The 21,157-nt window shown below is 53.9% G+C and carries 20 protein-coding genes and 3 tRNA genes; 13 read left to right on the top strand and 10 right to left on the bottom strand.

Annotated elements, in window-relative coordinates:
* Window positions 1–7: 7 nt before the first annotated feature.
* The 4 genes from K0B01_03955 to K0B01_03940 form a co-directional block, all read right to left on the bottom strand.
* The gene (locus K0B01_03955; GenBank protein MBW6485287.1) at window positions 8–1,312 is read right to left on the bottom strand and encodes a TRAP transporter large permease; all 1,305 of its coding nucleotides are present in this window, start codon (window positions 1,310–1,312) and stop codon (window positions 8–10) included.
* Window positions 1,309–1,794, bottom strand: coding sequence for a TRAP transporter small permease subunit (locus K0B01_03950; GenBank protein MBW6485286.1), 486 nt, complete (start codon window positions 1,792–1,794; stop codon window positions 1,309–1,311). Before K0B01_03950 ends, K0B01_03955 begins: the two co-directional genes overlap by 4 nt.
* A gap of 6 nt (window positions 1,795–1,800) precedes the next feature.
* Window positions 1,801–2,778 (bottom strand): TRAP transporter substrate-binding protein, encoded by a 978-nt coding sequence (locus K0B01_03945; GenBank protein MBW6485285.1) that lies wholly within the window; start codon window positions 2,776–2,778, stop codon window positions 1,801–1,803.
* Between the two features lie 132 nt (window positions 2,779–2,910).
* Window positions 2,911–4,887, bottom strand: a complete 1,977-nt coding sequence (locus tag K0B01_03940; protein MBW6485284.1) for a cation:proton antiporter — start codon at window positions 4,885–4,887, stop codon at window positions 2,911–2,913.
* Window positions 4,888–5,223: 336 nt separating this feature from the next.
* Between K0B01_03940 and K0B01_03935 the strand changes: the two genes are divergently transcribed.
* The 5 genes from K0B01_03935 (at window position 5,224) to K0B01_03915 (ending at window position 10,243) form a co-directional block, all read left to right on the top strand.
* Window positions 5,224–5,412, top strand: coding sequence for a DUF2892 domain-containing protein (locus K0B01_03935; GenBank protein MBW6485283.1), 189 nt, complete (start codon window positions 5,224–5,226; stop codon window positions 5,410–5,412).
* A gap of 123 nt (window positions 5,413–5,535) precedes the next feature.
* Window positions 5,536–6,315 carry a carbon-nitrogen family hydrolase gene (locus tag K0B01_03930; protein MBW6485282.1) on the top strand — a complete coding sequence of 260 codons (780 nt, stop codon included), beginning with the start codon at window positions 5,536–5,538 and terminating at the stop codon, window positions 6,313–6,315.
* Between the two features lie 240 nt (window positions 6,316–6,555).
* Complete coding sequence (locus tag K0B01_03925) at window positions 6,556–8,001, top strand: EFR1 family ferrodoxin (GenBank protein MBW6485281.1); 1,446 nt, start codon at window positions 6,556–6,558, stop codon at window positions 7,999–8,001.
* On the top strand, window positions 7,998–9,380 hold the full coding sequence (locus K0B01_03920; GenBank protein MBW6485280.1) for a hypothetical protein: 1,383 nt from the start codon (window positions 7,998–8,000) through the stop codon (window positions 9,378–9,380). Before K0B01_03925 ends, K0B01_03920 begins: the two co-directional genes overlap by 4 nt.
* Before the next feature lie 50 nt (window positions 9,381–9,430).
* Window positions 9,431–10,243 carry a DUF169 domain-containing protein gene (locus tag K0B01_03915; GenBank protein ID MBW6485279.1) on the top strand — a complete coding sequence of 271 codons (813 nt, stop codon included), beginning with the start codon at window positions 9,431–9,433 and terminating at the stop codon, window positions 10,241–10,243.
* A gap of 30 nt (window positions 10,244–10,273) precedes the next feature.
* On the opposite strand, the gene K0B01_03910 is transcribed toward K0B01_03915, so the two are convergent.
* On the bottom strand, window positions 10,274–10,699 hold the full coding sequence (locus K0B01_03910) for an arsenate reductase ArsC (protein ID MBW6485278.1): 426 nt from the start codon (window positions 10,697–10,699) through the stop codon (window positions 10,274–10,276).
* 371 nt (window positions 10,700–11,070) lie between these two features.
* On the opposite strand from K0B01_03910, the gene K0B01_03905 reads away from it, so the two are divergent.
* The 3 genes from K0B01_03905 to K0B01_03895 are packed head-to-tail and all read left to right on the top strand — an operon-like array spanning window position 11,071 to window position 12,872.
* Window positions 11,071–11,748 carry a Crp/Fnr family transcriptional regulator gene (locus K0B01_03905; GenBank protein ID MBW6485277.1) on the top strand — a complete coding sequence of 226 codons (678 nt, stop codon included), beginning with the start codon at window positions 11,071–11,073 and terminating at the stop codon, window positions 11,746–11,748.
* 25 nt (window positions 11,749–11,773) lie between these two features.
* Entirely contained in the window at window positions 11,774–12,088 is a 315-nt protein-coding gene (locus tag K0B01_03900; protein ID MBW6485276.1) for a hypothetical protein, read from the top strand.
* 34 nt (window positions 12,089–12,122) lie between these two features.
* The gene (locus K0B01_03895) at window positions 12,123–12,872 is read left to right on the top strand and encodes a TIGR04282 family arsenosugar biosynthesis glycosyltransferase (protein MBW6485275.1); all 750 of its coding nucleotides are present in this window, start codon (window positions 12,123–12,125) and stop codon (window positions 12,870–12,872) included.
* Between the two features lie 147 nt (window positions 12,873–13,019).
* On the opposite strand, the gene K0B01_03890 is transcribed toward K0B01_03895, so the two are convergent.
* Window positions 13,020–13,094 (bottom strand) — tRNA-Glu (locus K0B01_03890).
* A 128-nt stretch (window positions 13,095–13,222) separates the two neighbouring features.
* Window positions 13,223–14,638, bottom strand: coding sequence for a glutamate--tRNA ligase (gene gltX / locus K0B01_03885; GenBank protein ID MBW6485274.1), 1,416 nt, complete (start codon window positions 14,636–14,638; stop codon window positions 13,223–13,225).
* A 334-nt stretch (window positions 14,639–14,972) separates the two neighbouring features.
* Here gltX and K0B01_03880 point away from each other — a divergent pair, with 334 nt between their 5' ends.
* Entirely contained in the window at window positions 14,973–16,577 is a 1,605-nt protein-coding gene (locus K0B01_03880; protein ID MBW6485273.1) for an MBL fold metallo-hydrolase, read from the top strand.
* 5 nt (window positions 16,578–16,582) lie between these two features.
* On the opposite strand, the gene K0B01_03875 is transcribed toward K0B01_03880, so the two are convergent.
* Complete coding sequence (locus tag K0B01_03875) at window positions 16,583–17,131, bottom strand: energy transducer TonB (GenBank protein MBW6485272.1); 549 nt, start codon at window positions 17,129–17,131, stop codon at window positions 16,583–16,585.
* Window positions 17,132–17,290: 159 nt separating this feature from the next.
* Here K0B01_03875 and tadA point away from each other — a divergent pair, with 159 nt between their 5' ends.
* From tadA to K0B01_03860, 3 genes are all read left to right on the top strand, one after another.
* Window positions 17,291–17,788: a tRNA adenosine(34) deaminase TadA gene (gene tadA / locus K0B01_03870; protein MBW6485271.1), complete on the top strand. Its 498-nt coding sequence runs from the start codon at window positions 17,291–17,293 to the stop codon at window positions 17,786–17,788.
* A 106-nt stretch (window positions 17,789–17,894) separates the two neighbouring features.
* Window positions 17,895–17,988, top strand: a tRNA-Ser gene (locus tag K0B01_03865).
* Window positions 17,989–18,148: 160 nt separating this feature from the next.
* Complete coding sequence (locus tag K0B01_03860; protein ID MBW6485270.1) at window positions 18,149–18,400, top strand: tyrosine-type recombinase/integrase; 252 nt, start codon at window positions 18,149–18,151, stop codon at window positions 18,398–18,400.
* Between the two features lie 188 nt (window positions 18,401–18,588).
* Here the strand turns inward: K0B01_03860 and K0B01_03855 are convergent.
* Window positions 18,589–18,662 (bottom strand) — tRNA-Gln (locus K0B01_03855).
* 211 nt (window positions 18,663–18,873) lie between these two features.
* Here K0B01_03855 and queF point away from each other — a divergent pair.
* Window positions 18,874–19,287 (top strand): preQ(1) synthase, encoded by a 414-nt coding sequence (gene queF, locus K0B01_03850; GenBank protein ID MBW6485269.1) that lies wholly within the window; start codon window positions 18,874–18,876, stop codon window positions 19,285–19,287.
* A gap of 57 nt (window positions 19,288–19,344) precedes the next feature.
* Here the strand turns inward: queF and K0B01_03845 are convergent, their stop codons facing one another.
* Window positions 19,345–21,156, bottom strand: coding sequence for a long-chain fatty acid--CoA ligase (locus tag K0B01_03845; protein ID MBW6485268.1), 1,812 nt, complete (start codon window positions 21,154–21,156; stop codon window positions 19,345–19,347).
* Between the last annotated feature and the right edge of the window lies 1 nt (window position 21,157).

The following is a 21,157-nucleotide window of genomic DNA, read 5'->3' as shown; positions in this document are numbered from 1 at the left end:
TTTTCAGCTACCTGTAAAGCAGTGAGGGCAGCCAGACAGTCAGGGGGGGCCACGCGCCGGCAATCAGCAGCACCGTTAAGGCGGCAAATATAAAGGGCGCTGCCGCCCGCGAGATGTCCCCCAGGGAAACTCCGGAGATTCCGCAACTTACAAAAAGACAAATTCCTACCGGCGGAGTAAGCATTCCTATCGCCAGATTGACTACCGCCAGCACCCCGAATTGTACAGGATCGATCCCCAGCTGCGCAATGAGGGGGGCAAGTACAGGAACCAGCAGGATCAGCGCGGCCGTCGTTTCCACAACGCAACCTACCAGAAGCAGCCCTGCCATTACCAGTATTAACGCCCCCCACGGCGGCAGCCCCATCCCGAGGATTGCGGCGCCGAGATGTTGGCTTGTCTGCTGCATAGCGACAAGCCACGTAAAGACCTTGGCCATGGAAATGATAAAGAGGATTGTCGCCGCCGTGATCTGCGAGCGCACAATCAGCGGCGGCAAATCCCGCCATTTCATATCCCGATTGAAAGTCAGGCTGACAAGCAGGGCATAGAACAAGGCAAGCGCTGCCGCTTCAGTAACGGTGACGACGCCGGCAAGTATTCCCCCGAGGACAATCACCGGGGCGCCCAGCGCCCATTTTGCCTCTCTGAAGCTTTTCCAGACCCCGCGGAGGGAAAAGGGCCGCCAGTTCCCGTAATGGTGTCGCAGGGAGAGCCAGATTATCACCGCCATAAACGACAGGCCGAAAAGCATTCCCACGATCAGACCGCCGGCAAAGAGTTTGGCAATCGACTCATTGGTTAGAAATCCGTAGATAACCATCGGAATGGAGGGGGGGATGATCACCCCGATGGAACCGCCCGCAGCGACCACTGCGCCGGCAAGCGCGGGGGGGTAGCCCTGCTTGATCATTGCCGGGATAATAACCGCGCCGATAGCCGCCGTATCGGCAGCCGCGGAACCGGAAATGCCGGCAAAAAACATGGAGGCGACAATGCAGGCGCACGCAAGCCCGCCGGGCACCCACCCAACAAGGCTATCGGAAAAATCAATCAGTTGCCTTGAAATGCCGCCTTTTTCCATGATGGCGCCGGCCATCATAAACAGCGGGATCGCCAGAAGATCAAAGGAATCCACCCCGGAGAAGAGCAACTGGACAATGGTTTGTCCCAACGCCGAGGTAGTGACGCCTTGAGGGAATACCCCCGGCGCCAGCATTATGGCGATCGCCGGAATTCCGATCGACAGAGCTATCGGCAACCCAATGAGGATGAGAAAAAAAAGCAGGGCAAAGAGCAGCGCAACGATCATGGGAGACTCCGCCGGGCTGGGTTGGTCATATCGGCCAGCACATGGATTACCAGGATTATTGCGGCAAGGGGAATGACGGCAAACGGGATGGACATCGGAATTTGCAGGGAGGATGTGGTCTGCGCACTTGCATTAAGGGTGCAGGCGATGCCGAACCAGGCGATGATGCCGAAGCAGGTAAGCGTCAGCGCCTGGAGCGCCCTGGCAATGAATCCCTGGAGTTTCGTCCCCAGCAACCCGCCTATCCCGGAAAGACCAATAAAATTAGAGTGTTTATAAGCAGAGGTCCCCCCCAAAAAGGTAATGGCGACCAGCAAATGCCGGCTTACCTCCTCCGACCAACCCAGCGAGGCGCCCAAATAGCGAAAAAGTACCTGGCAAAAAAGAATCACCCCGATGGCAACGCCGAGCAGCATCAGCACCCTCTCGACTGCCCGGTTGAGCGCCCGGCTGGTTACATTTATGAAGTCGGCAATACCCATATCCAACTACCTTGAAATTTTACGTATTTCCTGGATAAGTTTTTTCGTCTCACCGGTCGTTGCATCGATTACCGGCGCTGTTGCCTTGCGGAAGGCCGCGATATCCGGTTTCTCCTCGACCTGCATTCCGGCCGCCTTCAGTTCGGCCAACTGCTTGGCCTCATTGTCGCGGATAAAGGCACGCCCCTTCAGGCTTGCCGTGCGGGCGGCGGCCATCACGATTTTCCTGTCAGCCGCCGGCAGATTGTCCATGAAATTTTTGTTCGCAACAAACACCAGCGCCGAATAAACATGGCGGGTAATAGTCAGATGTTTCTGCCCGGCTTCGATCAGCTTCGCGGCGTGGATAACGGCAATGGGATTTTCCTGTCCGTCAATGACCCCCTGCTGCAAGGCTGTAAAGATCGGCCAGGCCATCGGCGTCGGGTTTGCCCCGATCGCCCTCCAGATGGCCAGATGGGTCGGCGATTCCATCGTGCGGATTTTCAACCCTTTCAAATCAGCGGGTGTTTTGACCGGACGTCGGGAATTGGTGACATTGCGAAAGCCATTGTCGAGAAAGTGCAGCGGGAAAAACCCCGCCTTTTCAAACCGTCCGGCGAGGTATTTGCCGATTGGCCCGTCCAGGGCGCTATCGGCGGCCTGATAGGATGTAAACACAAAAGGCATCTCCAGGGCCTTGATTTCGGGGACAAAAGTCTCGACTGGACCGGTCGTGCAGACAGACATTTGCGTAGTGCCCAATTGGATCTGCTGAAGTACCTGGGTTTCCGAGCCCAGCGCCCCGGAGTGATGGAGCACAACCTTGTACTTGCCAGGAAGGGCCTTCTCCAGTTCTTCCTCAAACCACTTCGCCGCATAGTTGTGGACAAAGGCCGGGTTGGTGACCGTAGCAATGTTGATCACGGTCTGGGCTTCACCCTGTCCGGCAAAAACACCAATCAGGCATCCCAAGCAAAGCATCGTAACGATAGCTCTTTTCATCGCTTCCTCCTCTATAAGTAATTTTTATGGCGTATCCCCTCGCATGACAGGGGAGGTTCGTATAGGCAGACTTTATTTTGTCTGTCAAGAATATTGAGGCGGCAAACCGGCCATCCCCTCCGTGGTTTTCTTTCAACTGTTTAATACTTCCCTTATTTTCTGAATCTTTTTTGCTTCTCCGACCAGAAAGAGGACATCGCCCGCGGCGAACTCAAAGTCAGCGGAAGGATTGGAGATTATCTGGGAAGAACGGTTGACTGCCAGCAGCGTCACGCCGTATTTTTTCCGCAGTGCCGTTTCCTGAAGGGTTTGCCCGATTACGGAGGCGCCTTCCGCGATCCGGAAGGAGGATATCTCCAAATCCGGCAGGCAGCCGTTCATCGTGCAGGACGGCTGAGCGTTATGGGAAAGGGAACGGAGCATTTCATATCCATCCGCACGAATCTCCACGATCAGTTTTTCGATATCATCCTTCGGGATAAAATATTTGGCGAGCACCCGGCTGAAGATTTCGACGGAAGTTTCAAACTCTTCGGGGATCACTTCATTGGCGCCTATTTTTAAAAGATCATTTATTTCAGATATATAGCGAGTTCTTACCAAGATATATATTGAGGGATTCAGCCGGCGGGCAAGTTCGGTGATCCTCCGCACCGCGGCCCGGTCGTTGATGACCACAACCAGACTGCGGGCTTGCCGGATATTTGCGTGCAGCAGGATGGCCTCCTGTGTCGCGTCTCCATAATAGATTGGTTCTCCCTTTGCCTTTTCGCTGCGGACAAAGGCGGGGTTCATTTCCAGAATCATGTAGGGGATGCCGGCGATCCGGGCGGCGCGGGCGAGGTTGCGACCGTTCAGGCCAAACCCGACAATGAGCAGGTGATTTTCCAGCCGGGACGGCGCCTCCTGTTTTTTGGGGGCCATTCCCTGCTTCAGGCGGCGAGGCAGCGGCTGTTTAACTATGGCATGGGCCACGGCAGGCGCCAGGGCGATCAGGGAGGGGGTCGCCATCATCGTCAGTATCGAAACCGCCAAGAACGCCTGGTAGATGTCGCCGACAACGAGGCCAAAGGGCACACCCGTTTCTGACAGGATAAAGGAAAACTCTCCGACTTGGGCGAGCGCCATGCCCGCGACCAAGGCGGTTCGCAGCGGCAGGCCGGAGAAGAACGCGGCGATGCTCGCAGTAGCAGCTTTTATTGCCAAAATGGCGAACGCCGCCAGCGTCAACGAAACGGGATGTCTCAGGAAAAAGCCGACGTCGAGCAGCATGCCGATCGAGACGAAAAAGAAGCTGGTGAAGACGTCGCGAAAGGGCAGGATATCACCCAGCGCCTGATGGCTGTACTCCGATTCGGAGATTATCAGCCCCGCGAGAAAAGAGCCCAGCGCGAGCGAGAGCCCTGCCGTGTAGGTTAGCCAGGCTACCGCCATGAACAGAGCGATCGTGGTAATCAGAAAGAGTTCCCGGCTTCTGGTCTTGGCGATGCTGAAAAATATTCGGGGCACAACCCATTTGGACATGACCGGGACGAGCAGGACAATCCCGACGGCCTTTGCCAAAAGCAGCAGCGGCGACCCTCCGCCCTGAAAAGAACCGGCCAGCAACGGAACCATCAGCATCATTGGAATCGCCGCCATATCCTGGAAGATAAGGATGCCCAGCGCCGTGTTGCCGTGCGGGGATTCCATCTCCGCGCGATCCTGGAGGGTTTTCAGGACGATTGCCGTGCTGCTCAAGGAAAGGAGAAACCCGGCAAAAATAGCTTCTTTGGCAGAGAAGCCGAAAAGTCTTGCCGCTCCGAACCCGGCCAGAATCGTCAGGACAAGCTGCAGCGATCCCCCGAGCAGGACGGTTTTTCTGATCCGCAGCAGGCTCCGCAACGAAAACTCCATGCCGATTGTAAACATCAGCAGCACCACGCCGATTTCGGCCAGCGTCTGAACCGCCGCTATTTCACGCACCAGCCGGAAGCCGTGCGGGCCGGCAATCACTCCGGTCAGCAGGAAGCCGACAATGAGCGGCAGGCGCAGGCGATGGCATAGATAAAGCACGACGACCGACAGGAGTATTATGATCAGAATATCATTAAGGATAAATGAGTGCATTTTTCACTTTGGGCGGATGTCGGAGTTGCCGATAGCGCGTTCGTTAGATTTTAATGACGCCTGTTATCTACCACAGCCATCCGCCGGAAAGCAACAGGCTTCATGCTTTCTCCCGTGGCAAAGAAGGCTGAAAGCGAAGCTTCATGTTCATAAAGCGAAGCTTGTTGTTCATGCAATTTAGGGGACGAGCTTTGTCGCGTCCCGAGGAAGGGTTGTCAGAGTGGGCAGCCCATCACAAACAGCGAATTTATGCACGCAATTTCAGGTAAATTTTTCTGATTGTATTATCCCCGGCAACTGTATAAAAGAAAATCAGAAACGAATAAGGAGGCCATTATGAAAGCAAATGTGGGCGGGATTGATAAATGGATCAGAATTATTTTGGGAGTGGTGATTATTGTAATCGGGTTTCTTTACAAGAGCTGGTGGGGAGCTGTCGGCCTTATTCCCCTGCTGACCGGGCTTTTTAATTATTGCGGGGCGTACAGTTTGCTCGGCATCTCTACAGTAAAAAAGGCAAAATAACCGATCCCGTGCGGCAAACGAGCAAAACGACAAAACCATTCATACTGCCTGCTTTCCGGGCAGCGACTATAAATTTGACCGAATCAGGAAGCATTTCCTTGCCGCTTGAATGGTGAATTTGCAATGAGAATTGCCCTTGTGCAGATGGATGTTGCCTATGGCGACATTGAGGCCAATCACTCGAAGGCCCGCGCCTTCATTGCGGAGGGGCTGGCCCGGGGCGCGGAGCTGTTCGTCTTTCCGGAATTATGGACTACCGGATACAAACTTAAAGATATAGCAGACTTGTCGGAGACGTTGGCGGGCAGGACGATAGCAATGCTCTGCCGGACAGCCCGGGAAAACAACATTGCTATCGTTGCCGGGTCGATTCCGGAGCTGTGCGACGGCAAGATTTACAATACCGCCTGCGCAATCGGCAAAGACGGACGGATAGTCGGCAGATACCGCAAGATCCACCTGATCGGCCTGATGGAAGAGGACCTCTATCTGTCTCCGGGCCAAGAACAGTGTACCTTTCCCATAGACTCAACAACTGCGGGGCTGATCATTTGCTACGATCTGCGCTTCCCCGAATTGTCGCGCGCTTTGGCCCTCACTGGCGCCCGGATTCTCTTCGTTTGCGCCGAATGGCCGTCGGTCCGGGGGAATCACTGGCGAATGCTGAACATAGCCCGGGCGATTGAAAACCAGATATTCGTTATTGCCGTCAACCGGGTCGGCCGTGATCCGGACAACGTCTTCTTCGGCCATTCTCTGGCGGTCGATCCCTGGGGCGAAATTCTTGTAGAAGGGTCGGAAACGCAAGAAGAATTGCTCGTCGTCGATATAGCTCCCGAATTTGCAGACAACGTCCGCAGTCGCGTCCCTGTTTTTCAGGACAGGCGCCCCGCCTGTTACTGAAAATGCCCCGCGCCATTCTTGGCCTCGGCAAAACAACGGTGCAGCAATGGGAGCAGGGTAAAAAAAATCCAAGCGGCCCTGCGCAGCGGCTTCTTGATCTCATTGATCGTAAAGGACTGTCCGCGCTTGGCTAATCGCAGCGGCGCACGATCGAGACATTTTCCGGCCCGAATTATGAGGGCAGAAGGGCTTTTCAGTCTGCTGATTGATTTGGAGAAATCTTTTTAGAGGTAATTATTCATGAAAACCGAGCTATTCTACTATACGGGTACAGGCAACTCGCTCTGGACAGCCAGGATGCTGGCAATCGCAATGGGCGACGTCGAGATCATCCCAATATCGAGTACTTCCAGGGATTCGGTCGCAAGCGGCGCCGAGGCGATCGGAATCATCTTTCCCGTCCACATCTGGGGGCAGCCGCGCAGAGTCATTGCCTTTGTAGAGGCGCTGGAGAAAAAGGGGGACCGGTACTATTTTGCCGTGGCCGTCAACGCGGGACAGGTCGCCGCCACGCTGATTCAACTGAAGAAAAGAATGCAGATCCGGGGCTTGCCTCTTTCCGCCGGATTCGGGCTGGAGATGCCGTCCAACTATATTCCCCGGGGTGGTCCCGGACCAAAAGAGAGGCAAATCCGACAGATCGAGTTGTCACGAGAAAAGATTGGCAGGATCGCCGCTTCCTGCGCAGCGAGAAAGAAACTACCGGTAGAAAAAGGCCCCCTGTGGAAGAACATTTTTTTTGCCGGACTAAATCGTCTCTCCTTCCCCCGCATTCCGACGATGGACCGAAGCTTCTGGGTCGACGAAAAATGTAACGGCTGCGGCATCTGCAAGTCGATCTGCCCGTCCGGAAACATCTACATTCAGGGGGACAGACCCGCATTGATGGGCGTTTCCCTGAGCGCCTGCGCCCCTAAAATGGTCACGAAAGGGGATAAATTTCCCCTTTTATATCAGGAGGCGCCGGCTTCAATTTTGGTCCTGCCGCCCATGAACGAGTCCACCGCGGCGGAAGCGAAGGATTATTACGCTACGACCATTCAGGAGCCCCTTTCCTTCCGGGGATATTATGTTTTTCCCTACGAGATTACAACCGAGCTGCTCAAGATGGAGGGCATTTATGACTCCGAATTAATCAAGGATGTTCCCCTCCAGAAGTTTCGGGAATACTTCGGCGCCGATGCGGTTCTGTTTACCACCATCAAGAAATGGAATCTTTCCTACATGGTGCTTGCGGCGAACCTGACCATCTCGATCGATTGCGAACTGAAATCAGCTAAGTCCAATGTCGTCCTCTGGCGATATAACGGCACCGTGGTGGTTGATCTTTCCGGCGGCAATACCGGCGGCGGCGTAGCTGGTCTTCTTGTGAAAGCTGTCGTTGCGGCGGTCAGCTCGGCCATGGCGGACTATGTCCCGCACGCCCGCACTGCCAATTACATGGCCCTCAATACTATGCCTTATGGAAAATATCATGAACTCTATGGGAAAGATCGCGAACATCAATTTATAGAGCAAATTCAACCTCAACCCCAGCAGTACTTGGCAATCTTTCCACAACATCAGCTCAATAAAATCGATACTCATCCCGTTAAGGGCCGACTTCCGGCTCTTGACGTCCAAGCTATTAACATTAAACTTCGTTTTCCGGATTCCGCCGGAATGACGGCGGGGATGATTGCATGAGAAATTCGCAGCCAACAAAAAAAACCCTTGCCCCTGAGACTGAACGCTTTCTGACCAGCCTGGCGGATGACTTCCAAGCAAACATTCCTGATATCAGTGAATTGATTGGTCATTTTCACCGGGAGATGGAGCGGGGTTTGGCGGGGAAACAAAGCTCGCTCAAGATGATTCCCACCTTTGTGAGCCGGCCCACCGGAGCGGAAAAGGGGGACTTTCTTGCCCTCGATCTGGGCGGCACCAACCTCCGGGTGCTGGCGGTGAGACTCAATGGCGACAGAAGCGCCTCCCGGGGCGCGACCGAACGGTTTGTCGTTCCCCAGGCTCTCATGGAAGGCCAGGGAGAGGCGCTGTTTGATTTCCTTGCCGACTGTGTAAAAACCTTCTTCCAAAAACATGAAAAAAGCACGCGCCATCTTCACGATCTGGCCTTTACCTTTTCTTTCCCGGTAGTGCAGTTATCCATTGTTTCGGGGAAGCTGATCGGCTGGACAAAGGGCTTCACTGCCGCTGGCGTGGAGGGCCGCGACGTGGTGTGGCTGCTTTGCGAAGCACTGGAGCGAAAGGGCTTGGGCTTTATCCATATCGCGGCGCTCACTAACGATACGGTCGGCACGCTTGCCGCCGGCAGCTATGCCGATCCGGCCTGCGATCTGGGCGTGATTCTCGGCACAGGAACCAACGCCTGCTACCCGGAAAAGATTGCCCGGATAAAAAAGTCTCCGGGATTGGCTCCTGCCGACGGTGAGATGATCATCAATATGGAGTGGGGGAACTTTGACAAGGTCACGGTAAACCTCTATGACAAGATCCTCGACGGCGCCTCTTCCAATCCCGGGAAACAGCGGCTGGAAAAAATGGTATCCGGTCTGTACATGGGCGAACTTGCACGCATTATCATTGTGGAAATGATGGCGCAGGGGCTCCTTTTCAAGGGGGCGAATCCCTCCGCGTTGGCGATGGAATACTCATTGACCGCTCAACAGATGGCGATAGCGGCCCGGGGAGGCGATTTCCCCACCGCCTTCGGCCTTTTTGCTACATCTGCCGCTGATAGAAAGATTGTCCGAGAAATCTGCCGCATCGTTTCCCACCGGGCTGCCCGGCTGGCCGGAGCGGCGATTGCCGCCGTCGTTTCCTGGAGGGATGCCACCCTTGACGATTATCATGTAATTGCCATCGACGGGAGCCTTTTTGAAAAATATCCGGGATTTCCAGACGCCCTGCGGGAAACCCTGCGTGAACTGTACGGCGCTCAGGCGGCCCGAATCGCCACTCAGCCTGTTCATGACGGATCGGGAATCGGCGCCGCGATCATCGCCGCCGTGGCCTTTTCCGCTCCCCACCCGGGCCCTCCCCTTGAAGGGGAAAACTGGATGTAATGGTTTCAATAAGTTGAGATTGCATTTTCAGGTGAAAGGAGAAAGGGATGATGGAAAGCAAAATTGCGGTTGCCCTGAAACTGGCATATCCCCCCGTAGCCATTCTCTGGGCTGACGAAAAGCCGGCAGATGCCCTGGGATTTAAGGAAGGCAAATGGGGCTGCGTAATGTGGATGCTGGCCAGCGCGGCGAAGGGGAAGGCGGCAGCCTTTGATGAGAAAACGTATGGCTGCTGGGGCGGGGGAATTGGCCTGGGTTTCGGTAACCAGTACCTTAATTTTCCCGGAGGGATAGAATGCTTCTGCCGTTTTTTGTCAACGGGAAACGAACAATCGGCAACTGGCCAGGCAGTGGCCAGGCAATTGGCGCCCTTTGTCGAGAAGGATTGGCTCGAAGATTTCCTTCAGGGTGAGGGGTTCATTAAAACGCCGGAACTTGTCAAGGATTTTGTTGACAACCTGCCCATCATGCAGGTTCCTGCAAGGTATGTGCTTTTTAAGCCCCTGGAAAAGGTGGATCTCGAAAAAGAGCAACCCGAGATAATTGTTTTCCTTGCCGATCCGGATCAGCTTTCCGCCCTGGTAATTTTGGCCAATTACGGAAGAAAAGGGAATGAAAACGCTATTATTCCGTATGCCGCGGGATGCCAGACCATTGGCATTTACCCCTACCGGGAAGCGCAGTCGGACAATCCCCGGGCGGTGGTCGGCCTTACCGACCTCTCCGCGCGGAATAATCTGAAGAAACAGCTCGGCAGAAATCTGTTTTCCTTTGCCGTCCCGCTGAAAATGTTTCAGGAGATGGAGGAGGACGTTTCAGGCAGCTTCCTCCAGAAGAACACCTGGCGGGCATTGTGCGCATAGCCTGACGGAAAGGGCGGCTGTGTTTTTCCGTCAGCGTGTTGCGCAGAGCTCCATGATTCTGTTTTTGATGTCGTCTCTTATTTTGCGGATGGCTTCCAGCTTTTCGTCCTGCGTGCCGGAAATCTGGGATGGGTCGGGGAACCCCCAGTGGAGGCGCTTGAAGACGCCGGGGAAAAAAGGGCAGCGCTCGGCGCTGGCCTCGTCGCAGACGGTGACGACCAGCGAAAACAGCTCGCCCGTCTGGAGGAAGTCAAAAACGCCTTTGGTCTTGTTTTCGGAAATGTCGATGCCGATCTCCGCCATTGCCCTGACGACAAGGGGGTTCAGCAATCCCGGTTCCAGTCCGGCGCTTTTCGCCTCAAAGCGATCGCCACACAGGTGATTCATCAGGGCTTCGGCCATCTGGCTGCGGGCGCTGTTGTGAACGCATACAAAAAGGACTTTTTCTCTTTCCATAATTTTCCCCTGTGTTATCTTATTGATAAAAACCATTATGGCCATAGGGCTTGGCATATTTTTCTTTCCTGGGAGGCAATTGCAAAACTCTCACATTCTGTCATTCCCGCAATGATTTTAAGCGGGAAAACGAAGTTTAATGTTCATAATCTGGTTCTAACTGCTTGAAAAACCGTATTCCCGATAGAAGCATTGTGTACATTAAGCTCCGCTTTCGGGAATGATAAATAGTTTTGCAATTGGCTCCTGGTAAATTCCCTTGCCTGTAGAATAAAGATGAATTATCCTATAGTCAATGGTAATTTCAGTTAAATATTTGAACTTCTTCACATTCACTTTGTGATGTTCTTCACAGATTAGGTGAGCAATTGATTGCGCTGATCAATATACTTAAAACTATCCCATTATTTGCCTTGCTGACCGAGGCGGAGCGGGAACTTTTGGCCGGCCTCCTGCGGCGCAAGAGCATCAAAAAACATGAGCTCCTCTTTCGCCAGGGCGATGAAGGAACGGCTTTTTACATCATTTTGCAGGGGAGAATAAAAATATCCGTATCCAGAAGGAGGGAGAAAGTAACGCTGGCGATTCTTGGTCCAGGGGAATTTCTGGGGGAAATGGCACTGCTTGATGGACTGCCCCGCTCGGCCGATGCGGCGGCGCTTGAGGATTCTCAGCTCTACGCCCTTAACCGCAAGGATTTTCTTTTCTTTCTGGGAAAAAATGAAAACGCCGTCCGCGCCATCCTTCACTCCCTCTCCAAGAGATTACGCAAGACCGACGATCAGTTGGCGGAGATGTGTTTCCTCAATTTATCGGCGCGGCTGGCAAAACAACTCGTCGAAATGGCGGCGCCGCAATCCGCTTATGAAAATCATCCGGAATCCTTTTCGGTGATTATCTCCCAGCAGGAATTGGGAAACATCCTCGGTGTCTCCCGGGAGAGCATCAATAAAGAATTAAGAATACTCCGCGATAAGGGCTGTGTGTCAACATTACGAAATACTATTATAATCAAAGATTTAGAATCTTTAAGACGACGAATGCCCTGAATCGGACAGACGCGGCATTATCGAAATGGCTGCCAGCTTGCGTTCGCGTCTGACGAGAATCCCCTACGGCGATCAGGCAATCTTCATAAGGACTTCCTACTTTCGGCGCCTCGGAGGGTTTAAGGAGATTCCGATTATGGAAGATGTGGAGCTCATGCAGAGGATCAAACAAAGCGGGCAGAGGATTGCCATTTTCCGGGAGCCGGTGATGACGTCGGCGCGGCGCTGGGAAAAAGAGGGTCTGGCCTTCGGCACGTTGCGAAACTGGTTTCTGATGATTATGTACCTTTGCGGAGTGACGCCGGAGCGGCTCGCGCGGTTTTACCGGGAAGGGCCATGAAGATTCTTCTTGCTCCATAAGAAATTCAAAACCCGTGAGAGATGATTTTTACCCCGTTGGGAAAATAGTGACCGGCATAATGCTGAACAATCCTGCACATCAGAACCGTTGTCTGGCGGTCTTTGTCCGCGCTCCCCAGCCGGGGAAGGTCAAGACCAGACTGGCCGGGACCTGCGGCGATTCTTTTGCCGCCGAACTTTACGGCTGTTTCGTGGACGATCTGCTGGAGGCGCTGGCCCCGGTGAACTGCCATCTGGAGATTTTCTTCACGCCGGCAGAAAGTGAGTTCGAGATCAGCGACCGATTTGGCAAACGCTTCGCCTATACGCCGCAAAAAGGGGAAGGGCTCGGGGAAAGGATGGCAAATGCCTTTAAAACATGCTTTGCAAAGGGATTTGCTGCGTCCCTGCTTATTGGGAGCGATTCGCCGGATCTGACCGCAGAGGTGATCGAGGAGGCTTTTCAGGCGCTGGAAAACGGACAGGACGCAGTCGTTGGCCCGGCCTGCGACGGCGGCTATTATCTGATCGGCTTTCGCGCCGCGGCGTTTGCTCCGGCTGTTTTCAACGAACTTCCCCGGGGAGAAAACAGCGTTTTGGAAGAAACCTTGGCCCGTCTGCGCGACAGAGAATGTATATTCCACCTGACGCCGGTGTGGCACGATATCGATACGGAGCAAGATTTGCGGCACCTTTGGAGCAGGCATCAAGATAGCCCGTTTGGCCGTTCGCGAACCATGGCCTTCCTGCGAAAACGCAGGGGTGGAGAGACGCGCGAACGGTAAATTGGTCGGAGGCGATAAAGTCAGGCGATGGGATATATGGGTCATGCGACCCTTTTTTATTGCCTACCGGGGATTAGTACTGGGGAAAGTACTTTCAGTAATAGAAAAAGGGTCCGGGAACAACACCGAACCCACTGTTTTCATTTTTGGTAGTCCCACGGGGGCTTGAACCCCGGTTTCCGGCGTGAGAGGCCAGCGTCCTAACCACTAGACGATGGGACCATGGTTTATGATTATCGTTGCACCCGCTGGGCCATAAGCAAAAAACCAGCCAACCGTCCCTGCGGCAACACCGCGTGTGGAAGGTGCTTTCTAATTGAGTAATGGCAAATTGTCAAGATCAAAGTTGATCAATTACTGCGGGCCTTGATGTAATCGACCGCCTTGTTTATCTTTCCCAGGACGCGCTTTTTGCCGATGGTTGCCATAATCTCGTCTATCCCGGGGCTTACCGTCTTTCCGGTCAGGGTAACCCGCAAGGCCTGGGCCAGCCACTTGAGCTTTGTGCCCCGCTCCTCGGCCAGCGCCCGCAGAAAAATCTCGATGCCGTCTTTTGTATAATCGGCAACGCCGGGAAGCTTTTCGGCTACCGCCTCCAGATGTCCCAAATACTCCGCCGTCAAAAATTTCTCCGCCGCCGCCGGTTCGTATTCCACCTCATCCTTGAAGAAGAACGCTCCGGAATCGGCCATCTCCACGATCGTCCGCGACCGGGTGCGGAGGTTTTCCATCGCCTTGCGGACAAATTCGCCATCGGCAAGATTAAAGCCTTTTTCAGCCCAAAAAGGGGTCACCGCGGCGATGAGCTTCTCCTGGGGATAATTTTTTATGTAATGCTGATTCAGCCAGAGGAGTTTCTCCGGGTTGAAAACGGCCGGCGATTTACCGACCGACTCCAGCGAAAACTCGCGAATGAGATCTTCTATCGTAAAAATCTCCTGATCGCCGTGCGACCAGCCCAGACGGACGAGATAATTCACCAGGGCCTCGGGGAGAAAACCCATATCCTTGTATGCCATAACCGACGTCGCCCCGTGCCTTTTGCTCAGACGCGCCTTGTCAGAGCCGAGAATCATCGGAACATGCCCAAACAGCGGGATATCGTACCCAAGCGCCTCATAGAGCAGTATCTGCTTGGGCGTATTATTGACATGGTCGTCGCCCCGGATAACATGGGTGATTGCCATCTGCGCGTCATCAACGACGACTGCGAAATTGTAGGTAGGATACCCGTCCGTTCTCTCGATGATCAGGTCGTCAAGTTCATCGTTATTGAAGGAGATCCCCCCTTTGATCAGATCGCGGACAACCGTGACGCCTACCTCCGGACAGCGGAACCGCACGACCGTGTTGGCCGATTTTTTCAGTCCCCTGTCCCGACAACAGCCATCGTATTTGGGTTTTCTTCCCTCGGCAAGGGCTTTTTTCCTTTTTGCGTCGAGCTCATCCGGGGTGCAGTCACAGTAGTAGGCCTTCCCCTCGTCGATCAGTTTTTCCACCATCTGCCGGTGAATAGACACCCGCTCTGCCTGAAAATATGGCCCCTCGTCCCAGTTCAGCCCCAGCCAACGCATCGCATCCAGAATCGCCTGCGTCGATTCATCCGTGGAGCGCACCTGATCGGTGTCTTCTATTCTCAAAACAAAAGTGCCGTTGTACCGCCGTGTAAAAAGCCAGTTAAAAAGGGCCGTTCTGGCGCCGCCGATATGGAGATAACCCGTCGGAGACGGGGCAAAACGCGTTCTTATTTTTTCGTCGTTCATGATTTTTAACCTTCCGGAAATTGTTTCCCTGAACACATCCATTTTCAGCGCTGCAATTCCACTGTCCTTCTTGCGATTGGTCTCCGTAATCTTCAATATTTTACAAATAAAGCCAAACAAGCCGCCATCTATAGGACTGGACAAGACTTTTGTCAAGCCGCATTTAGCAAAACTGGCAGAATGAGGAACAAAGAATGGCTCTGCCGCTTTTGCGGGGAAAGAACAATTGCGGTTTCGAAAGGGTTATGATAGGGAAGCGACGCGGAAAATGCAGTTTAATGTTCATGGCAGGGTTCCTTTTCGGGACAATGAAAAAAATAAAACAGCGAGGCGGAAAATGAAGGTAAAACTGATGGGCGCGGCAAGGACGGTTACCGGTTCCTGTTATATTGTCGAAGCGGCGGGGCACAGGTTTGCCATTGACTGCGGCATGCATCAGGGCAACGAGGAGATAGAAAAGCGCAACTGGGATGTTGATATTTATAACCCCCATGAAATCGAATTTGTCCTGTTGACCCACGCCCATATTGATCATTCCGGCCTGATTCCCCGCCTCGTGCAGAAGGGATTCAAGGGCAAGATATACATGACGCCCCCCACCCGGGAGCTTCTCCATATCATGCTTCTGGACAGCGCCCACATCCAGGAGATGGAAGCGCAATGGAAAAGCGTAAAACGGCGGCGTCACGGGGAATCCATCAGCACCCCGCTCTATGTGCAGAAAGACGCAATGGACTCCTTCCCCCTTTTTTCCGCAATCACCTATGATGAAGCTTTTTCGCCGTTTCCCGGCTTGACGGTTACGTTCCGGGATGCGGGCCATATCCTTGGCGCGGCGATGATGGAACTGTCCCTTACCGAGGATGGGAAACAGAGCAAAATCGTCTTTTCCGGGGACATAGGCAGGCCGTCGCAACTCATCGTCCGCGATCCGGTTGTTATCGAAGAGGCGGATTTCCTCTTTATGGAGTCCACCTACGGCAACCGCAACCACAAGGATGAAAAGGACAGTCTTGAAGAACTTGCGGAAGCGATTGCGTACAGTTACAAACGGAAGGAAAAGGTGATCATTCCGGCCTTCGCCGTCGAACGCACCCAGGAGATGATCTACTCTCTGCACCTGCTGGCGAAGGATGGCCGCCTTCCCGACATCCCCGTGTATGTGGACAGCCCGCTTGCCATCCAGGCAACGGAGATATTCAAGAAATGCAAAAAATACATGGATGAGGAGACCAGACTAATCCTCGAAAACGGCGACGACCCGCTGCAGCTTCCCCGGCTCCAATACACCCAGTCCACCGCCGAATCGATTGCAATCAACAATACGCAGGGACCGGCAATCGTCATCTCTGCAAGCGGCATGGCCAATGCCGGCCGCATCAAGCACCATCTGCGCCACAACCTCTGGCGGGAGGGGGCAAGCGTTGTCTTTGTCGGATTCCAGGCGCAGGGGACGCCGGGCAGGAAGATCATCGACGGCGCCGAAAAGATTCACATTCTGAACGAGGATGTCGCCGTACGCGCGAAGATATTCACGATTAACGGCTTTTCCGCCCATTCCGGACAAACCCAGCTTCTGGAATGGTTCGGACATTTTAAAAACAGGGATGTCAAACTTTTTCTGACACATGGCGAGTACACAGCCCAGCAGGAACTGGCGAGGCTGATCAAGGAACGTTTCGACGTCGTAGCGGCGATCCCCGATTATCTTGAGGAGATAACGCTGACGCCGGGGATGCAGCCCAAAGTGGTTGCCTACCCGGAAAAGGCCGAACCACGGATAGACTGGGGGTACCTGATCTCCGACCTCGAAGGAAGGCTTGCCCAGATTCAAAACCGCCGGGAGGCGCTGGAGAAAAAGAGGTGGGTGGAGCAGGTCGAGCTCCGCGACCGGCTTCTCGAAACGAGCCGGGACCTGGCAGGAATCATTGCCGAAATCTGATACATTCAGAGATTTATCCGGTAACTGAAGGTGGCGGTTACATTGAGGCGCGAAAGATTGAAGGAGGCGGGCAGCGGGTCAAAGGGCGAGGCGCCCCTGATGCAGGCAAGTGCCCCTTCATCAAGAAGAAAGTTTCCGGAACTGGTGAGTACGGTGGAGCCCGCCAGAGTTCCGTTCGCCGCTATGGTAAAGCGGATTACGGCGCTTCCCTCCCGGTTTTCGGCGAGGGCCTGAGGCGGGTATGACCAAAGATTCTCGATCCGGCGGCGGATCTTCAGCAGATAAGGTTCATAAACGCCGCCGGGGTTTTCGAGCCCCACCGACGCCTCACTGGCGAGATCGGCTTCCGTGCCAGCGTCGGCAAAAGTTCGTGTCGGCGTTTTCGAATGTCTGGCGCGGGGTTTTTCCACCTCCTGAGGCGTTTTCAACTCTACCTTTATAACCGGATCGTGATGCGTCACTGCCGGCAGCTTGAGGCGGAGCGAAAGCAAGATCACCAGTGCGTGAATTGTCAGTGAAAACAGAATAAAAAGAATCAGGAATTTCTTTTTCATCGTGTACCGCAAGCCGTTGGGCAATTATAAATGAAGCAGCCGATTTCCGCCTGTAAATTGTCGTTCTGCCTTGTATTATGGTTACATTCCGGTAAAAAGTCAAAGGTGTAAACGTTAACAGAGAAAAATTAATTCGAAAAAGAGTCACTCCTCGCGAAAATGATAAAAGCATTAAAAAATTGCCAGGGCAGTCCGGAGATGGATGAAAAATGGATGCAGGCGGCTTTCGCCCAGGCTGAGCTGGCCCTGGCCAACGGCGAAGTGCCGGTCGGCGCGGTTATTGTAATGAATGACGAATTGCTTGCCGCCGCCTGCAACAGTCCGATTGCCCTGCACGACCCCTCAGCCCACGCCGAGATTCTCGCCATCCGCGCGGCCGCGTCGCTAATCGGCAATTACCGCCTCGCCGACGCCACCCTTTACGTTACGCTGGAACCCTGCCTGATGTGCGCCGGGGCCATCATTCAAACCCGGATAGCGCGACTTGTCTTCGGGGCAGCCGATCCCAAAAACGGCGCCGCCCAAAGCCTGTATCATGTTTTTGACGACCGGCGCCTCAACCACGCAGTCGCCGTTCAGGGTGGTGTTTTACACGAAGCGTGCGGAGAAATTTTAAGTGGATTTTTTCGCCGGAAAAGGTTATCCTCCCCGCGTTAAAAAGCTTACCGAAGGAAGCGGGCAATGCGCGGTCCTATAAATAAAGCGCTTGCCATTATTATTCTTAATAAAAGCCTTCCCTTTGGTCGGGAAGGCTTGCTGAACCGGAGAGGTACCGAAGTGGTCGTAACGGGATCGACTCGAAATCGATTTGGGGGCCAAAAGCTCTCACGGGGGTTCGAATCCCCCTCTCTCCGCCAATAGCATGTTTCATGTTGTTTTCTACAGTCCAAAGAAGAGAAAGAACCCGTTAGAAATAGCGGGTTTTTCTTGTCTATGTCCAGGATGATGTTATGTTGTTTCCCTGAATCCAAGTTTTTTGGAGGTAACTATTGGGGTAACTTTGTCAGACCTGGCGAATTGAGACGCGCTGAATTGTCGGAGATCAATCTTGATGAAGCCGTCTGGAACATCCCGACAGAGAAGATGAAAACGAAGCAAGCGCACATCGTTCCGTTATCGAAACAGGCCCTTGAAATACTCCGGGAAATATATCCGCTCACCGGCAACGGTAAATATGTTTTCCCCTCTATCAGATCGACGGCGCGACCGATGAGCGAGAATACCATCAACGTTACATTGCGGACTCCGGATATGACAACGAGCGCATGACGGGACACGGCTTCCGGGCAAGGGTGCGAACCATCCTTGATGAAGTCTTCCATGTCAGGCCGGAGTTGATCTAGGCGCAGCTTGCCCATGCCGTCCGCGATCCTCTTGGCCGGGCATACAATGCAAAACCATCGTAGAGACTTGTAGAGACCAACAGAAAGGGCCCCCTCGCGGGAGCCCTTTATTTATGGCTGGGAGACGTGGATTCGAACCACGATTCACGGAGTCAGAGTCCGTTGTCCTACCATTGAACGATCCCCCACTGAACAGGGCTCGCCATTTACCATAGGAAGGAAGGATTATCAATAAAAAAGTTGTTTCCAGAAAAATATGGACAAGATCAAACAGTTTCATATAGAAGGTCAAACGACGCGGTAAAATCCGTTCAGAAGCTTCTTTATTTTTGGGGATGCTCGTGTCGAAACACGGCTCGTTTTTATTGAGCCGAATATATTCATGAAGAAGGGAAATAAATGTCAACGATCACCGAAAAAACTGATCTGGAAGGGCTGACCCTGCTGGGAGGGGACAAAAAACCCGTCCGGAAATTAGAGACGTTTCCCAATCACAACCAGGGGCGCGATTATCTGATTACCATGCGCTCAGATGAATTCACCTGCCTGTGCCCGGCAACCGGGCAGCCGGACTTTGCGGCTCTGACGATTCAATACATCCCCGACCAAAAGATACTGGAGTCCAAGTCGTTGAAGCTATACCTGTGGTCTTTTCGCGATCAGGGGGTATTTCATGAACACGTGGCCAATGCGATACTTGACGATCTGCTCGAAGTCCTTTCGCCGCGCTGGTGCAAGATAACGGCGGAGTTTGCGGTGCGGGGCGGGGTATCGATCAAGGTGGAGGCGGAGCACGGCGCAAAATGCGCCTGACCCCGCCCCGTTTTTCGTTGCCGCGTCTCTTGCCCTCTCTTGTCCAGGTCTCCCCGTCTATTCAGGCGGGTACATCGCTTCGATGAGCGGCCCGTATTTCTGGTTGATGACCTGTCGCTTCATCTTCAACGTCGGCGTGAGTTCGCCGGTATTCTGAGACCACTCGGCTTCCAGCAGCGTGAATTTTCGGATCTGCTCAACCCGCGCGTAATCCTTCATTCGCTCCGCCAGCTCCTTTTCGTAGAGACTTTTGACCTCCGGTTTGCCGATCAATTCAGCGCGGTTCGCAAAGGCGATATTGTTTTCCCCGGCCCAGAGCTCCAGGGTAGCAAACGTTGGGACAATCAGCGCCGACAGGTACTTGCGGTTGTCGCCGATGACCACCGCCTGCTCGATTAACGGAGAAGCCGCGAGGGCATTTTCAATGTTCTGCGGGGAGATGTTCTTGCCGCCCGAGGTGATTATGAGATCCTTGATCCGGCCGGTGATCTTGAGATACCCGTCCGCGTCGATCTGGCCGATGTCGCCGGTACGGAAAAAACCGTCCTCGGTGAAGGCGGCCTTCGTCGCCGCCTCGTTTTTGTAGTATCCCTTCATGACCTGGGGGCCCTTGATGATGATTTCCCCGTCCTCAGCGATCTTGATGATCGTGTCCTGCAACGCGGGGCCGACCGTTCCCGGTTTGATATGTTTGGGCATGTTTCCGTTGGTAACCGGGGCCGTCTCGGTGAGGCCGAAGCCTTCGAGCACCTTGATCCCCATTCCCAGAAAGAACTCTGCATCGGCTACGGACAGGGGGCCGCCTCCGGAAACTGCCGCCTCGAGCCGGTCCATCCCCAGGGCAACGCGAAGCTTGCTGAAGATGATCTTGTCGGCAAGGTTGTACTTGATGGCAAACAGGCCGGTGCGGGGCTTGTTTTCACAGACGTAAGGCAGGTTCTCCTTGGCGATCCCCATTGCCCAGTTGAAGAGGGCTTTCTTGACGGGGGAAGCGGAAGCTACCTTTGCGACTATTCCGGAGTGCACCTTTTCGTAAATGCGCGGCACGCTGACCAGGAACGTGGGCCTGATTTCCTGAAAGTTTTCCAGCAGTTTTTCCGTGCTTTCGGCGAAGGCGACCTTGTGTCCGCCAAGGAAAATCGGGCTATAGTAGCCGACGGTTCGTTCGAGGGAATGGGCGAGGGGCAGAAAAGAGAGAAAGGTGTGGCCGGGTCTCAGAAACTCGGGATCTACCGCCCGAAGCTGGTTTACATTGGCAACGAAATTGTGGTGGGTAAGCATGACGCCCTTGGGGGGGCCGGTCGTGCCGGAGGTATAGATGATCGTTGCCAGATCGTCGAAGCCGATGGGCGGCAGCCTTTTGTCAAAATCATCCTTTGCCGGGTAGCCCCTGCCTTCGCTATAGGCGTCCTGCAGGGCGATAACGCCTTCGGGGAGGCTTGTTCCTTCCTCAAACAGTACAATCTCGCTCAGGGTCGGAAGCACTGGTTTGACCTTGAGGATCTTTTCCGCCTGCTCTCTGGTCCCGACAAAGCAGAGCCGGGCGTCGGAATTTTCGATAATGTACCGCGCCTCTTCCGCCGAATTGGTTGCGTAGATCGGGACGTTTACGGCGCCGACGGAGATAATGGCAAGATCCGCCACCCACCACTCATAACGGTTTGGCGAGAACAGCGCTACCTTGTCCCCGGGCTGGATTCCCCGGTTAATTAGAAACAGCCCCAGAACGCGCACCAATTCGTTAAGCTTTTTCCAGGAGAGTTCTTCCCATTTGCCCTTGTTCTTCCAGAGAATAAGGGTTTCGTCGCCGTATTGTGCAACGCGGTTCTGGAATACAGCGCCCATCGATGTTTCCTTGAACATTGTCATT

This window comes from Syntrophobacterales bacterium, assembly GCA_019429105.1.
Classification (GTDB): Bacteria; Desulfobacterota; Syntrophia; order Syntrophales; family UBA5619; genus DYTH01.
This window is presented reverse-complemented; position numbering and strand designations above follow the sequence as displayed.

Bases quoted from the DNA above. Each gene is read 5' to 3' on its own strand.
- tadA (MBW6485271.1), top strand. From the start codon at position 17,291: ATGATAAAAGCATTAAAAAATTGCCAGGGCAGTCCGGAGATGGATGAA.
- K0B01_03910 (MBW6485278.1), bottom strand. From the start codon at position 10,699: ATGGAAAGAGAAAAAGTCCTTTTTGTATGCGTTCACAACAGCGCCCGC.
- K0B01_03940 (MBW6485284.1), bottom strand. From the start codon at position 4,887: ATGCACTCATTTATCCTTAATGATATTCTGATCATAATACTCCTGTCG.
- K0B01_03915 (MBW6485279.1), top strand. From the start codon at position 9,431: ATGGAAAGCAAAATTGCGGTTGCCCTGAAACTGGCATATCCCCCCGTA.
- K0B01_03880 (MBW6485273.1), top strand. From the start codon at position 14,973: ATGAAGGTAAAACTGATGGGCGCGGCAAGGACGGTTACCGGTTCCTGT.
- K0B01_03935 (MBW6485283.1), top strand. From the start codon at position 5,224: ATGAAAGCAAATGTGGGCGGGATTGATAAATGGATCAGAATTATTTTG.
- K0B01_03900 (MBW6485276.1), top strand. From the start codon at position 11,774: ATGGCTGCCAGCTTGCGTTCGCGTCTGACGAGAATCCCCTACGGCGAT.
- K0B01_03925 (MBW6485281.1), top strand. From the start codon at position 6,556: ATGAAAACCGAGCTATTCTACTATACGGGTACAGGCAACTCGCTCTGG.
- K0B01_03845 (MBW6485268.1), bottom strand. From the start codon at position 21,156: ATGACAATGTTCAAGGAAACATCGATGGGCGCTGTATTCCAGAACCGC.
- K0B01_03945 (MBW6485285.1), bottom strand. From the start codon at position 2,778: ATGAAAAGAGCTATCGTTACGATGCTTTGCTTGGGATGCCTGATTGGT.
- K0B01_03950 (MBW6485286.1), bottom strand. From the start codon at position 1,794: ATGGGTATTGCCGACTTCATAAATGTAACCAGCCGGGCGCTCAACCGG.
- K0B01_03930 (MBW6485282.1), top strand. From the start codon at position 5,536: ATGAGAATTGCCCTTGTGCAGATGGATGTTGCCTATGGCGACATTGAG.
- K0B01_03920 (MBW6485280.1), top strand. From the start codon at position 7,998: ATGAGAAATTCGCAGCCAACAAAAAAAACCCTTGCCCCTGAGACTGAA.
- K0B01_03875 (MBW6485272.1), bottom strand. From the start codon at position 17,131: ATGAAAAAGAAATTCCTGATTCTTTTTATTCTGTTTTCACTGACAATT.
- K0B01_03955 (MBW6485287.1), bottom strand. From the start codon at position 1,312: ATGATCGTTGCGCTGCTCTTTGCCCTGCTTTTTTTTCTCATCCTCATT.
- queF (MBW6485269.1), top strand. From the start codon at position 18,874: ATGTCAACGATCACCGAAAAAACTGATCTGGAAGGGCTGACCCTGCTG.